The following is a 14817-nucleotide window of genomic DNA, read 5'->3' on the forward strand; positions in this document are numbered from 1 at the left end:
GTTAAATAGGATACAAAGTTAAAACATAAAAGCATATCAAAAAATTCTGGAAAATATTAACTAGAACATTGGTAGGATTGCTTTTATTGTTTATCCTGCTACTCGTTGTTTTTTCTATCCCCGCGGTACAAACTTCCTTAGCTGAAAAACTTACCAAAACATTACGAGAAAAGAACGATGTAAATATAGAAATTGGGCGTGTATCTTTAAGCTATTTTGGTGATGTTCAAATCAATGAGATTTTTATCGAAGATCACCACCAGGATACTTTAATTTATACCAAAGAGCTAAGAACTTCGCTTTTAAGCATTGGAAATCTTATTAATAATTCGCCTAATCTAGGTAAAACCACTTTGCAGCAATTTAAAATGCGTATGCGTCGCTACGAAGGGGAAGATTTGGATAATATGGGTGTTTTTATAAGCAAACTGAGTTCAGATACTACGTCTAGCAGCAAGCCTTTCACCTTAAGTGTTTCTAATCTACAGGTGTTGGATGGTAAGTATAGTTTTATAGATGAGAATAATAAATACCCTGAAATCATCAAATTTGACAAATTAGGCATCAATGCAGATGATTTTACGGTTGAAGGCTCAGAGATTAGAGCAGTTATTAATTTGATTAGAGCGCACGATCGCCGCGGAATGCAAATTAACCGTCTTAGCACGAACTTTTTGTATAATCCTACCGATATGCGCCTGGACGATTTGGAGATTATTACAGATCATTCTGAAATTTACGCAAACATAGATTTTGATTACGAAGAAGGTGATTTTGGTGATTTTTTCAATAAAGTAAAAATTAATGCCAATTTTAACGAATCTCAGGTTTCTTCAACAGATCTTCAGGTTTTTTATGATGCTTTTGGTGAAGATGAAATGCTGAATCTTACCACAAACCTAAATGGAACCTTAAATGATCTTCAGCTAAATGATCTTCAGCTATTTGGATTAGATAGAAGTGCTGTTTATGGCGATCTAAATCTAAAAGGAGCATTTACCGGTGTTGCCGAAGATTTCGAGCTTAGCGGGACTTTAAGAAACTTTTCTTCTAATTATTACGATCTGGTTAATTTTTTACCGGGGATTCTACAAGGTAAACTTCCGCAGGAATTAAGCAGTTTTGGAAGCGTAAGAGTCATAGGAAATACTAGAATTACCAGCTCTTCTGTAGCCATGGATATCGATCTTAGTTCGCAATTGGGTAGTGCCACAGCAGATCTTGATTTTATTAATTTAAATGACGGAGATAATGCAGGATATTCTGGAAACCTAAAGGTGAAGGATTTTAATATTGGTAGGTTATTAAAAAACAAACAGGTAGGGAAAACTTCTTTCAATTTAGATATAAAAGGAACTGGTTTTACGGCAGATAATCTAAATACGCAGTTGCGTGGGCAAATTTCAAAGTTAGGCTTTAAAGGTTATAATTACAGCAACATTCGGGTAATAGGGAATATGCGAGCGCCAGTTTTTAACGGTAACCTGGCAATTAATGATCCTAATCTAAGAATGGAATTTAATGGTCTTGCCGATCTATCTTCAGAAATTAATAATTACGATTTCGAATCTTCTGTTGCCTATGCAGATCTTTATAAAATGAATATTATTAATCGCGATACGATCTCTATTTTTAAGGGAGATGTGATTATGAATATGGAAGGAACAAGTATCGATGATGCGGTTGGTGAAATTTTATTGCTGAATACATCTTACGAAAATCCTATGGATCTTTATCGTTTTGATGATTTTAGTATTAAATCGAGTTTTGCGGGTAACGTTCGAACCATTGAAGTAAATAGTCCAGATGTGATAAGCGGGCAAATGAAAGGCCGTTTTAACCTGTCTGAACTTCAGGCTTTATTTCAAAATTCTATTGGTTCGATTTATACGAATTACGAACCTAATGTGATTACGAATAATCAATACATGGAGTTCGATTTTGATATCTATAACAAGATCGTCGAAGTTTTTTATCCCGACTTAACTTTATCGCCTAATACATTTTTAAGAGGTCGTGTAGAATCTGATGAATCTGAATTTAAATTGAACTTTAGATCACCAAGAATCGATCTTTTTAATAATATGTTTCAGGAAGTAAATCTTCAGGTAGATAACACCAATCCGATTTATAACACTTACTTTGAAGCAGACAGTGTTGCAACAGGTACTTATAATTTTTCAGAATTCAGTTTTATAAACGTAACGCAAAGAGACACCCTATTTATTCGATCTGAATTTAAAGGAGGAAAATACGATCGTGATGTTTTTAACCTGAATTTATTCCACACGATTAATAAAGAAAATCAGTCGGTAGTAGGAATTCAGCGAAGTGATCTTACTTTTAAAGAAAATACCTGGTACATTAACCAAAATCGGAATAAGAACAACAAGTTTGTATTCGAAAATAGCTTTAGGGATATCACGATAGATTCGCTGGTGATGAATCACGGTAGCGAAGAAATTCGCTTAAGCGGAGTAGTAAGAGATTCTACGTACAAAGATTTGAATATGGAATTTAGTAATGTAGATCTCTATAAAATTACTCCAGAAATTGATAGTCTTGATATTGGCGGAAGGTTAAATGGGAAGTTAGACGTGCTTCAGGAAAAAGGAGCGTATTATCCCAACACTTCGATGCTTATCGATTCATTGAAGATTAATAAAATTCTTTTAGGAAACATGAAATTAGATGTTTCTGGGAACGAAAATTTAACCAATTACACTGTAAATGCCAGTCTTCAGAAAGAAGAAGTAGAATCACTATTGGCTATTGGCGATATTAATGTAGAAGGAGACCAGCCAACGATCGATTTAAATATCGATCTTCAAAAGCTAAATATGGCAGCATTTAGTCCCTTAGGAGGTGAAGTACTGAGTAATATTAGGGGATATGCATCAGGATCTGCAACCCTAACCGGGGATTATAAAAATCCAGATTTTGGTGGTAGTCTAAGGCTTAATAATGCAGGTTTAACGATTCCTTATCTAAATGTAGATCTCGATTTATTAAATCAGGCTCAGGTTAATTTAACGCAGCAACGATTTGTATTTGATAATGTAGATATTCAGGATACAAAATATAAAACACGAGGCGTTTTAGACGGTAGTATTTCTCACGAAAATTTTACCGAATGGTTTTTAGATCTGGGAATTACCACAGATCGGTTACTGGTTTTAGATACTGAAGCCGAAGAAGATGCGCTTTACTACGGAACAGCTTTTATTAGTGGTGATGCTACGATTGAAGGGCCAACAGATCAATTAGTGATCGAGGTTAACGCTACGACCGAAGAAGGTACTATTTTTAAGATTCCACTTAGTGATGAAGAATCTGTAGGAGATAATTCTTATATCCACTTTTTAACTCCCGAAGAAAAAGCCGCCCGCGCAGCCGGTGAAGAAATTGAAATCCCTGAAGTGAAAGGAATAGAACTGGTATTCGATTTAGATGTTACCAGAGATGCTGAAGTAGAAGTGGTGATCGATCAAACCAGCGGAAGTACTTTAAGAGGCCGTGGTGCTGGGAATTTACTGTTAGAGATTAATACCAACGGTAAATTTAATATGTGGGGAGATTTTATTGTTTACGAAGGTGTTTATAATTTTAAATACGCCGGACTGGTACAAAAAGTCTTTAACGTAAGATCTGGTGGAAGTATAAACTGGGACGGGAATCCATTACGGGCAGAATTAGATGTTAGCGCGGTTTATTCTTTAAATGCCAATCCTGCGGTATTATTAGAAAACCCGTCTATAAATCGTAAAATTCCGGTAGATGTGGTTATTAATTTACAGGGACAGGTAATTCAGCCAGAGATCAATTTTGATATTCAGTTTCCAACGGCAAGCTCTGTAGTAAGATCTGAATTAGAATATCGAATGGATGATAGGGCAAGCCGAGAACTTCAGGCTTTATTTTTAGTGACTCAAAATGCCTTTTATAGCGAATTTGGTTTACGACAAACCGCCATTACCGGAACTTTGGCAGAAAGAGCTTCAAGCATTGTAAATGATATTTTTGCAGATGAAGATGGTAAGTTTCAGGTAGGGGTAAATTATGTTCAGGGAGATCGTACGCCAGATCAACAAACGGTAGACAGATTTGGTTTAACATTAAGTACGCAGATTAGTGAGCGAGTGTTAATTAACGGGCAGGTTGGTGTACCAATTGGCGGGACAACCGAATCTGTAATTGTTGGAGATTTGGAGATCGATTTTCTATTAAATGAAGATGGATCTTTACGAGCTACCGTTTTTAACCGTGAGAATAATATTCAGTTTATAGGTGAAGAAATAGGGTTTACACAAGGAGTGGGACTTTCTTACTCGGTAGATTTTGATACTTTTAAAGAGTTAATAAGGAAAATAACCAATAAAGAATTAGAGGTTGAAAATACGCAACAGCCTAAGCAAGAGAAGATAGAGTCAAAAAATTCTTTAGCCCCCGATTATATTAATTTCCCCGAGGAAGATGGAGAGATAGAATGATGTTAAAAAATTAGCATTTAAAGCTAATTTAATCACCGTTTAGCTTACTATTTTCAGCTATACTTCGTAATTTTACAATTCAAATTTTGAATACCTATGAGTAAAAAAATTAAACGAATTGGGGTGATAACTTCGGGAGGAGATGCTCCAGGAATGAATGCTGCTATTCGAGCTGTTGTAAGGGCATGCTCTTATTATCACATTAGCTGTTATGGATTTTATAACGGATATAACGGATTAATCAATGGGAATTTTGAGGAACTTGATGCTCGTAGTGTACGAAATATAATAAATAGAGGTGGTACGTTTTTAAAAACTGCCCGCTCTAAAGAATTTAGAACAAAAGAAGGAAGAGCAAAAGCTTACGAAGTATTAAAAAATGAAGAAATAGATGCTTTAGTACTTATTGGTGGTGATGGAACTTTTGCTGGAGGACAAATTTTTAGTCATGAATACGATATTCCGGTTATTGGTGTACCTGGAACTATAGATAACGATATTTACGGAACTTCACATACAATTGGCTATGATACTGCTTTAAATACAGTAGTAGAAGCTATTGATAAAATTAGAGATACGGCGAGCTCGCACGATAGATTATTCTTTATTGAAGTTATGGGGCGTGATGCCGGTTTTATCGCTTTAAATACCGGTATTGGAGCAGGAGCTGAAGAAATTTTAATTCCTGAAGAAGATTTAGGTTTAGATCGATTATTAGATTCTTTAGAGAAAAGTAGAAGATCTGGAAAAAGTTCTAGTATCGTTATTGTTTCTGAAGGAGATAAAATTGGTAAAAATGTATTTCAATTAGCAGATTATGTTACCCAGAATTTACCATATTACGATGCTAAAGTAACGGTATTGGGGCATATTCAGCGAGGTGGGACTCCGTCGTGTTTTGATCGCGTACTTGCCAGTAGAATGTCTGTTAAAGCGGTAGAATTATTATTAGACGGGCAAAAGAATGTAATGGTGGGGCTAAAAGATGATGATATCATCACCTGTCCTTTAGATAATGTAATTCACGAAAAGCCAAATATTAACAAAGACTTACTAAGAATTTCTGAAATTCTTTCTACCTAATATTTATTGAATGAAGACTATCGCGATAATTGCCCATAATGGTAAGAAAGCTGAAATGGTACAGTTCTTAAACGAATACCGTAGTGTTTTAGAATCGAAAGAAATAAAATTAATATCTACCGGAACAACGGGAAGCAAGGCTGAAACTGCAGGATTTGACGTTGAAAAATTATTATCAGGTCCGCTTGGTGGTGATGCTCAAATTGCAAGCCGATTAGTAGAAGGTAAGGTGAATATGGTGGTTTTTTTTAGAGACCCCATGGATAAGCATCCGCACGAACCAGATATCTTTATGCTTATGAGATTGTGTGACGTGCATAACATTCCGCTGGCAACAAATCCGGCGACAGCCAAACTATTAATAGAGGCATTTTAAAAATAAAAAAAGCTCATAGTTTCTACTATGAGCTTTTTTATTGGTACGGCTAAATTATATAATACCTAAAGGCTTGCCTCGAAATTAAAAATTTGTTTCCAACGAATGCCTCGAGGTAGTGCACTGTTACTTTATTATGGCAAGTATTATTCTGTAGAGATATCAAAAAATGCGAGAACATCGCCCCAGTTTTTTGCTCTAGAATGATTTTTTACACGCACATTATGAAAAGCTTCAAACAGTAGCGTTTCACCTTTAAACGGATCTAAATTTTTAGGATGATCATCAATCATATAATTGGTATTGATGATGTGTTTATTTCCGCATAATACAATATTTCGCCAGTCTATAAAAGGGAAATGCAGCTGTAACCAGTTTCTTTTTTCAATTAAACTACTAGGGAATTCCATTGCGGCAGATACCACATAAACATCGTATCTTTCCTGTAATTTTTTAATAGCTTCAATCGCTCCATCCATTACCGGAACAGTCTCAAAAAAGCCAGGTGTATTAGCATATTTTTTAATAATACCTTTTACAGGAAATGCTTTAGATTCAGATTTACCTTTTAAATCTTCGTATGTTAATGTATCCTGATATTCTTTATTAAACCGATTAAGAAAATGTGTTTCTACATCTGCCATAACGCCATCCATATCGATAGCAATGGATTCTTTTTTCATTCAAATTTTTTTGGCAATGTACGAAAGCTAGAAACTTCCCACAACACCAATTGTACCGGCTCCCATTTGAAGGCGCCAGCTAATTTTTGTTTCTTTTCTAAGCTCTGGATTTTTACGCAATAGCGTTTGTTGATCCAGATATTTATCTACAGAATCTACAACAGCAATAGTAAGGGCCATACTTAATGCAACATCGGTTAACCAGTGAGCACCGCGCCATAATCTGGAGACAGGAGAAACAAGTCCGCCAAGGTATAAACCAGCTTTAACCCAGGGACTTTCAAACTGTTTACTTAAGGCGTAAAAAGTGGTAAAAGACAATATCGTGTGCCCAGAAGGGAAAGAGTGATAGGTGCCTTCTTTAGAAAAAGGTTTAAAAGATAATCTATTTCTACCATCACCTGGTCTTGCTCTACCTGCAATATTTTTAGAAACTGTTTGTATTAAACCTGCGGCGCTGGCTGCAGAAATCATTAATATACCTGTTCTTCTAATTTTTGGATTTTTTGTTAATAGTCCGGTTAAATAAATCGCTCCGGTAACCCCATAATTGTTTTGTGGGCTACCAAAATACCAGCCAAATTCCTGAATTACACCGGGCACATGCTCTTCCTGGCGACGAAAAAATTCATAAGCTTCCTGATCCATTAAGTTTAGTCCTGTAGCCCCAATAGCAACTCCAAGAAATAATCCTATATCATCATCTTCCCATTGAAAGGGTCTAGAATAGGTATATTTTAATCCGCCAAACATTAACTCGGCATCACCTTTTAAGGTTTCCCAGGTTGTAGCATCTGGATTATTAAATTCAGGATTAAAAATAGGAGTTCCTTCCTGAGCGTTTATACTATTTACAGTAAAAAGAAAGACTAAGCTGTGAACGAGGAGCTTTAGAGTAAAGCTTTTCAATTTCATGCGTTTAAATTTTTTTGCAAAGAAATAGGTTTTACATAAAATAAACTTAGGATTAACTAAAAATTTGCATTGCAGTAAAGCTGAAATTATTCGGCTTTCTATGGAACTTAATAGGAAATATTAAGGGTTAAATCTAAGCTTGAAACCTGTTAAATTCATAAAAATTACTAGATTGCTTAACAAATAAAGAACTAAATGGCAAAATACGAGGCAAAAGAAGATCGATATCATAAAATGAAATATCGCCGCTGCGGTAAAAGCGGAATTAACTTACCAATGATTTCTTTGGGTTTGTGGCATAACTTTGGGGATGTAGACGATTTTGAAAAATCCAGAGCTATTTTAAGAACAGCTTTTGATAGCGGAATCACGCATTTTGATCTGGCCAATAATTATGGTCCGCCCTACGGAACGGCTGAAAAAAACTTTGGGAAAATTTTTGCCGAAGATTTTAAACAATATCGAGACGAACTTATTATTTCGTCTAAAGCGGGATACGATATGTGGCCTGGGCCGTATGGGAATTTTGGTTCAAGAAAATATTTAATCGCAAGCTTAGATCAATCTTTGCAAAGAATGGGATTGGATTATGTAGATGTTTTTTATCATCATCGTCCAGATCCAGATACGCCGCTAGAAGAAACAATGGGCGCTTTAGATCAAATAGTACGTAGCGGTAAGGCGTTATACGTTGGTGTTTCTAATTATCCATCAGATAGAACAGCGAAAGCAGCAGCCATTCTTAAAGAGATGGGAACACCTTTTTTAATTCATCAGCCACGATACAATATGATAGATCGTTGGGTTGAAGAAGACAAGCTTTTAGATACGCTTGAAAAAGTAGGCGTTGGTAGTATTGTATTTTCACCCTTGCAGCAGGGAATTTTAACCGATAAATATCTACATGGAATTCCTGAAAACTCTCGTGCAGCTTTAGAAAGTGGTCATCTTCAAAAAAATCAAATTACGCCTGAAGTAGTAGCGCAGGTGCAACAACTAAATGAAATTGCAGCGAATAGAGATCAAACTTTAGCACAAATGGCTGTTGCCTGGTTATTAAAAGACAAAAGAGTAACTTCAGTGTTAGTAGGAGTAAGTAAAGTAAAGCAGTTGGAAGATAATATTGCAGCTTTAGATAATTTAGAATTTTCTTCGGCAGAATTAGAGAAGATTGAAAATATTCTTCAAAAATAATTATAGTGAAAAACCTCGAATATCGATTCGAGGTTTTTTAGTTGATTTTGGAGTATATTGGAGGTGAAATTATATAAAAATCGACGTGATTTTCAACCAAAACAAGCATTATGAAAAAGCTACAATATCAAAAACTGATTAATGCACCGGCAGAAAAAGTTTATAAAACAATGTTAGGGCTTGAAAATATCGAAACTTACCAACAATGGACGGCGGAATTTAATCCAACTTCTACTTATGAAGGAAGTTGGGAAAAAGGATCAAAAATCTATTTTGTTGGGGTAGACGAAAATGGAAAACGCGGCGGAATGGTTTCTGAAATTTCTGAAAATATACCTTTTCGCTTCGTGTCTATTCGACATTATGGTATTTTGGATGGTGAAAACGAGATAACTGAAGGTGCAGAGGTTGAAAAATGGGCAGGCGGACTAGAAAATTATTCTTTCATTGAAAATGATAACAAAACAACGGTAATGGTAGAGACAGATGCAGCAGAAGAATATCTGGATTATTTTGATAATACCTGGGATAAGGCACTAAATAAACTGAAAGAAATCACAGAAAAAAAGGGTTGAGAATAACTAATATCGGCTATACATAATTACTAAAACTGGGAATTACGTATAGCCGATTTTATATAATTTAAGAAGTAATTTTATTCCTTATAAATTTAGTCGATCACTGCAATCGCGCTAATTTCTACATTTACAAATTTTGGAAGATTGGCAACTTCTACAGTTTCTCTTGCGGGAGCAGTTTCAGCCTGAAAATAAGTGCCGTAGATTTCGTTAATCTTACCAAAGTTATTCATGTCGCTAATAAAAATCGATGTTTTAATTACGTTTTCAAAAGTACATTTAGCTTCAGCAAGAATAGCTTTTAAGTTTTCCATTACAAGTTTGGTCTCGGTTTCAAGATCGCCAGTTTCTAATTCTCCAGTTGCAGGATTAATGGCAATTTGGCCTGAAATAAAAACCATATTTCCGGTTTTTACAGCTTGATTATATGGCCCAATAGGAGCAGGGGCTTTGTCTGTTTTAATAATTTCTTTATTCATAATTTAGGTATTTGGTTTAATTTCTTCCAATGGCTCTTGTTGGTTGTCTTCTGGCTTCATACTTAATATCGCTAAGCATCGAAGCTTTTATCCCAATAAAGAAATTCCATGATCTACGTGCACTAAAAGGCACCCAGCTAAAACTCATACGCCAACTATCTAAATCTCTTTGAAAACGAAGCTGAGTATAGGTAAAACCACGTTCTCTTAAATCGAATCCAGATGAAGCACCAACGGCCCATTTTGGTGATAATTCTACATCTCCAGAAAACATGATGGAGTGAGATGTAATTTCACTTTGGCGTTGCTGGTTGCTATATGTCATGGTATAAGATAAGCGTATATCCCACGGAATTTTATAGTTGTACCATTTTTTGTTTTCATTATCCTCTTTGCCTTCAAAAGGATCTTCGTCCTCATAAAGATTGCCATCTAAATCGGTGTTTTTTCCGAAGAGATCATCGGGGCGACCACCATTTCGTTTAGATTCATTATCTATTTCATCTTCATTTTCATCGTCTTTATCAGAAAAATCTTTGCTAGAAAATGAATAGCCAAAACTTACATTAGCATTGGTAAGCCTAAATAAACTACCACCATTGGCAATATTTAGTTTATCGATTCGCTGGTTTCTGTTGTTTAAAGCATAAGGATCCAGGTTACCGGTAAAATTAATGTCTAGTTTATTTTGAACAATTGGAATACCACCACGTACAGAAATTGGTGCAAGCTTTAAAGAATCTGCAGCCAGGTTATAAGAGGTACTTAAGCTAAAATTGTTTAATAATTTAATCTTTTTTGGCTCGGTTGCCGTACTGTCCTTATCCCGTACTTTTGCCTCTAAGGTGTTACTAATGCTTAAACCAATAGAGCTTGAATAATTTTGGTTTGGTGCACCATATAAACTTCCTGTAAAACGGGAATATTCAACAAGCTCGGTTAAACCATCGGTTAGCGATGTACGCTCGTAAGTATCGTAATATTGATCGAAGGCAGGATTTATTCCATAACTTATAGAAGGTCGCATCACATGCCGTATTGCCTGGATTTTACTGTCTTTACTAAAATCTTTACGTCCATATAAGGTGGTTCCTATACTGGCGTTAAAATTATAAGTACGATAAGAATCAAAACCATTTATGGTATCTATAACCACGGCATTGCTGGCCTGATCAAAAGATCTTTCAAAAGTTTTAAATACCCAGTTTTCTTCAAAATTGGTACTAGCACTAACACTAAAATATTTTAGGATTTTAAAGTTGGTAGCAAGCGGAATACTATGTTGTGCACCCATCACAGCGTCAGCAAACATTTCTGGCTGAAAGAAAAGTGAATCTGTGGTATTAAACCTGTTTTCAGCTCTTAAGTTATACTGAAGGTTTATATTTTGAATAATTCCTTTTTTAGAACCGCCTTTTGGTGCAAAGGGATAAATCCTGTCTACACTTGCCTGTAAGGTAGGAAGTGTCATATTAATTTCTCCGGTATTGGTATTTTGGCTGTGTGTTGCTGTAAGACTGAAGTTTACACCAGGTGTACTCTCAAATGTTTTACTGTAAGAGACTGAAGAACTTAGCGTGTTATTCAAAAAGTTAGCTGTATTACTTTGATTTACAGATTGTTGGTAGTAATTGCTACTTCCCAGGTTTACCGAGGCCGAGAATCGTGAAGATGGGCTTGCTTTTGCATCCTGGCTATGTGACCATCTAATATTATAAACAGAGCTTTCTGAAAAGTCTGGAAAACCTCTTTCGCTGTTATATTGTCTCTCGTACCTAAAACTAAAATTCCCTCTAAATTTGTATCGTTTGGTATAACTAGATTCCAGGCGCATCGCATAACTACCATTAGTATAATAGTCACCAACTGCCAAAAGATCGGCATAATCACTTAATGCGAAATAATATCCACCATTTTGCAGAAAATAACCCTGTTGGCTATCTCCAAAAGAAGGGATTATAAAACCAGAAGTACGCTCCTCGGTAAGTGGGAAATATCCAAAAGGTAAACCAAGCGGTGTTGGAATATCTGCGATATACATATTTACCAATCCAGAGACAATCTTCTTGTCTGGAACAAACTTAATCTTTCGAGCGTAGAAATAATAATCAGGATCGTCTACATCTTCAGAAGTTGTAAAACGCACATTTTTCATAAAGTAAACCGAATCATTCTCGCGCTTAGTTACCTGTCCTTTTACATTAAAAGAAGCTTCCTGAGTTCTGGAATTATAAACAAGCGCACGTTCGCTATCAAAATTAAATCGAATAGAATCGGGTTCTACTGTTTTACCACCTTGCGTAAAAACCGGGGTTTGTATGTATGCGCCTGTAGAATCTGTAATTCCGTAGGCGTAAACTTCATTCCGCTCGTTATCAATAATTATATAACCAGCATCGATGGTCATATCCTGATAAATAACCTGAGCTTCGTTATAGAGATACATTTTTTTCTTCCGGTTGCTTAAGCGCATATAATCTGTTGCTTTGTACTTCACAACATCTGTAATCATGCGATTTTGGCGGGGCTGTTTTAAGGTGTCTCTTTCAAAAAGGCCAAGAATACTATCCTGCGTTCTTACCAATTGGGCTAATGGCAACGTACTCACCATAACCAGTGAATCTTTTTTAGCTTCTATTCTAATACTTTGATTTTGTTGTAGTTCCTGAGCTTGTAAAAAGGCACTGGAGAACAATAGAAAAATACAGCAAAAAAGTATATTAGGTATATTTGTTTGCAATGCTTTAAGTACTATTTTTGTAAAGAATGGCTTACTTTTTGAGTTTCCAAAATTACATATATTTTTTTAGCTAACTTTTGTGATTGCGCGAAAATAGTAATTAAAATATTCACCCAAGAATTAGCGTTACTTAATTATGAGAACGAACGTACTTCATCTTTTAGTATTATCTTTTTTTTTAGTTTGTAATCAGCAATTTTTTGCTGCTGAAAAACCTATGCCTACAGATCCTTTTGTGGTGGTATTAGATGCCGGCCATGGAGGGAAAGATCCTGGTAATATGGGGAATGGATATAAGGAAAAGGATATCGCCTTAAGTATAGTTTTAAAAGTAGGGAAGGAGCTTGAGAGTAGAGGGATAAAAGTGGTTTATACCCGTAGTACAGATGTGTTTATTCCTTTAATGGAGCGTGGGCAGATTGCAAACGATGCAGAAGCAGATCTTTTTGTTTCTGTACATTGTAACTCGCATAGTTCACAGGCATCGGGAACTGAAACTTTTGTTTTGGGGCTAAACAGAAATGAGACTAATTTTGAAGTTGCCAAGCGAGAGAACTCGGTTATTTATATGGAGGAAGATTATAAGGTCACGTATAATGGTTTTGATCCTAATTCTCCCGAGTCTTTTATAGGGATGACCCTAATGCAGGAAGAATATTTAAATCAAAGTATTCTTTTAGCAGATCTTATTCAGAAGAAATTCACCAATGATTTACAACGTAAAAATAGAGGCGTAAAAGAAGGAGCATTAATTGTACTGCACCAAACTTATATGCCAAGCGTTTTGGTGGAAGTTGGTTTTTTAACCAATAACAGCGAAGGTGCTTTTTTAAATAGTGGTTCTGGCCAAAATAAAATGGCCAGTGCGATTGTAGATGGTATTCTAGGATACGGTGAACAAATTAACCTTTCGGCTATAGAAAGTATTAGTCAGTCTCAGCCTAAAGTACCAACCTCAGAATCTGGTGTGAGTATCGATGGGCAACCGGCAGATTATTATGAAGGGATAATTTTTAGCGTACAGTTGGCGGCAGGTTCAAAAAAATTAGATACCAAATCTTACAATTTTAAGGGCTTAAGTAATGTCTTCAGAAAAAAAGAGGGCAAACTTTACAAATATTACCTTGGAGAGACTTCCAGTTATCTTGATATTCAGAAGATTCATCAAAAAGCAGTTAGCAAAGGTTATCCTAATAGTTACATTGTAGCCTTTAAAAATGGGGAAAAGATTACAGTTAATGAGGCGTTAAAAACTAATCTCAATTAAAGGACTTTCCTATATTTATCCCTAAATTTGTTTGCATATATAAAATTACTAGCTTTTGAAGATTTCTAATGAGGTTAAAACCGCTATACTTGCCATTATAGCTATTGTACTATTAATTTTTGGTTATAGTTTTTTAAAGGGCAAGAATTTACTGGATTCCAGTCGAACCTTTTATGCTGTTTACGACGAGGTTGAAGGATTATCTCCATCATCTGCGGTTACTATAAATGGTCTTAAAGTAGGCCAGGTTACAGATATTAATTTCCTAAACGAGCAGGGACAACTTTTAGTCACTTTTACTGTAGAGAAAGATTTTAAATTCTCTAAAAACAGTATGGCTAAAGTTTATGGCGGTGGAATTATAGGTGGTAAATCTTTAGCTATTATCCCAGAATATGAGGAAGGTTTAATGGCAAAATCTGGTGATACCTTACCAAGTAATGTTGAAGAAGGGATTATGGAGCTGGTTAACGAAAGGCTTACGCCACTTCAGGAAAAATTAGAGCGAACAGTAGTTAGTGCAGATTCTTTATTAACTTCAATAAACGAGCTATTAAACGATAGCACTACTTATAATATCAATAATACCTTTAAAAATTTAAATCAAACTATGCGTTCTCTAAAAGGAACCAGTATAGCTTTAGAAGGTATTGTAGAAGGAAATGCTAATAATTTAAATCAGACGTTTACTAACCTTAACGAAATGTCTGGTAATTTTAAAACAGTTTCAGATTCTTTAAAAGCCATTAATCTTGGCCAGATCACAGATGATCTTGAAACTGTAGTAGCCGATTTTAGAGGGATTGCAGATAATCTTAACAATGGTGAAGGTACGGCAGGAAAACTGCTTAATGATGATAAAGTTTACAATAATTTAGATCGCGCTACAAAACAACTGGAAGAATTACTTCAGGATATAAAATTAAACCCGAAACGATATGTTCATTTCTCTGTTTTCGGGAAAAATCCTGGGCCTTACGAAGAGCCTAAGGATTCTTTAAAATAGTAGCGG

General features: G+C 35.5%; 11 protein-coding genes. 7 read left to right on the forward strand and 4 right to left on the reverse strand.

Annotation, left to right across the window (positions count from 1 at the left end; all coding sequences use genetic code 11):
* Positions 1-68: 68 nt before the first annotated feature.
* The 3 genes from IIF7_RS05310 (at position 69) to IIF7_RS05320 (ending at position 5949) form a co-directional block, all read left to right on the forward strand.
* A complete protein-coding gene (locus tag IIF7_RS05310) occupies positions 69-4490 on the forward strand; it encodes a translocation/assembly module TamB domain-containing protein (RefSeq protein WP_084840643.1) in 4422 nt (1473 codons plus the stop codon).
* A 96-nt stretch (positions 4491-4586) separates the two neighbouring features.
* Complete coding sequence (pfkA, locus tag IIF7_RS05315) at positions 4587-5573, forward strand: 6-phosphofructokinase (protein WP_084840644.1); 987 nt, start codon at positions 4587-4589, stop codon at positions 5571-5573.
* A 10-nt stretch (positions 5574-5583) separates the two neighbouring features.
* Positions 5584-5949 (forward strand): methylglyoxal synthase, encoded by a 366-nt coding sequence (locus tag IIF7_RS05320; RefSeq protein WP_084840645.1) that lies wholly within the window; start codon positions 5584-5586, stop codon positions 5947-5949.
* 146 nt (positions 5950-6095) lie between these two features.
* Here IIF7_RS05320 and IIF7_RS05325 read toward each other — a convergent pair whose 3' ends face one another.
* Both IIF7_RS05325 and IIF7_RS05330 read right to left on the reverse strand, forming a co-directional pair.
* Positions 6096-6632, reverse strand: coding sequence for a 5' nucleotidase, NT5C type (locus IIF7_RS05325; RefSeq protein ID WP_084840646.1), 537 nt, complete (start codon positions 6630-6632; stop codon positions 6096-6098).
* Between the two features lie 27 nt (positions 6633-6659).
* The gene (locus IIF7_RS05330) at positions 6660-7547 is read right to left on the reverse strand and encodes a phosphatase PAP2 family protein (protein ID WP_084840647.1); all 888 of its coding nucleotides are present in this window, start codon (positions 7545-7547) and stop codon (positions 6660-6662) included.
* 195 nt (positions 7548-7742) lie between these two features.
* Between IIF7_RS05330 and mgrA the strand changes: the two genes are divergently transcribed.
* Together mgrA and IIF7_RS05340 are read left to right on the forward strand one after the other, a co-directional pair.
* Positions 7743-8741 (forward strand): L-glyceraldehyde 3-phosphate reductase, encoded by a 999-nt coding sequence (gene mgrA / locus IIF7_RS05335; protein ID WP_084840648.1) that lies wholly within the window; start codon positions 7743-7745, stop codon positions 8739-8741.
* A gap of 110 nt (positions 8742-8851) precedes the next feature.
* On the forward strand, positions 8852-9316 hold the full coding sequence (locus IIF7_RS05340; protein WP_084840649.1) for an SRPBCC family protein: 465 nt from the start codon (positions 8852-8854) through the stop codon (positions 9314-9316).
* 95 nt (positions 9317-9411) lie between these two features.
* Here the strand turns inward: IIF7_RS05340 and IIF7_RS05345 are convergent, their stop codons facing one another.
* Both IIF7_RS05345 and IIF7_RS05350 read right to left on the reverse strand, forming a co-directional pair.
* Positions 9412-9798 carry a RidA family protein gene (locus IIF7_RS05345; RefSeq protein ID WP_084840650.1) on the reverse strand — a complete coding sequence of 129 codons (387 nt, stop codon included), beginning with the start codon at positions 9796-9798 and terminating at the stop codon, positions 9412-9414.
* 16 nt (positions 9799-9814) lie between these two features.
* Positions 9815-12538 carry a putative LPS assembly protein LptD gene (locus IIF7_RS05350; RefSeq protein WP_084840651.1) on the reverse strand — a complete coding sequence of 908 codons (2724 nt, stop codon included), beginning with the start codon at positions 12536-12538 and terminating at the stop codon, positions 9815-9817.
* Between the two features lie 136 nt (positions 12539-12674).
* Between IIF7_RS05350 and IIF7_RS05355 the strand changes: the two genes are divergently transcribed.
* A complete protein-coding gene (locus IIF7_RS05355) occupies positions 12675-13805 on the forward strand; it encodes an N-acetylmuramoyl-L-alanine amidase family protein (protein WP_084840652.1) in 1131 nt (376 codons plus the stop codon).
* A 55-nt stretch (positions 13806-13860) separates the two neighbouring features.
* Positions 13861-14811, forward strand: coding sequence for an MlaD family protein (locus IIF7_RS05360; protein ID WP_084840653.1), 951 nt, complete (start codon positions 13861-13863; stop codon positions 14809-14811).
* The last annotated feature ends 6 nt before the right edge of the window (positions 14812-14817 follow it).

The sequence above is a fragment of the Zunongwangia atlantica 22II14-10F7 genome, from assembly GCF_002094855.1.
Taxonomy (GTDB): domain Bacteria; phylum Bacteroidota; class Bacteroidia; order Flavobacteriales; family Flavobacteriaceae; genus Zunongwangia; species Zunongwangia atlantica.

Excerpts from the sequence above, each read along its gene's own strand:
- pfkA (WP_084840644.1), top strand. The coding sequence starts at position 4,587 with ATGAGTAAAAAAATTAAACGAATTGGGGTGATAACTTCGGGAGGAGAT.
- IIF7_RS05325 (WP_084840646.1), bottom strand. The coding sequence starts at position 6,632 with ATGAAAAAAGAATCCATTGCTATCGATATGGATGGCGTTATGGCAGAT.
- IIF7_RS05330 (WP_084840647.1), bottom strand. The coding sequence starts at position 7,547 with ATGAAATTGAAAAGCTTTACTCTAAAGCTCCTCGTTCACAGCTTAGTC.
- IIF7_RS05340 (WP_084840649.1), top strand. The coding sequence starts at position 8,852 with ATGAAAAAGCTACAATATCAAAAACTGATTAATGCACCGGCAGAAAAA.
- IIF7_RS05355 (WP_084840652.1), top strand. The coding sequence starts at position 12,675 with ATGAGAACGAACGTACTTCATCTTTTAGTATTATCTTTTTTTTTAGTT.
- IIF7_RS05320 (WP_084840645.1), top strand. The coding sequence starts at position 5,584 with ATGAAGACTATCGCGATAATTGCCCATAATGGTAAGAAAGCTGAAATG.
- IIF7_RS05345 (WP_084840650.1), bottom strand. The coding sequence starts at position 9,798 with ATGAATAAAGAAATTATTAAAACAGACAAAGCCCCTGCTCCTATTGGG.
- mgrA (WP_084840648.1), top strand. The coding sequence starts at position 7,743 with ATGGCAAAATACGAGGCAAAAGAAGATCGATATCATAAAATGAAATAT.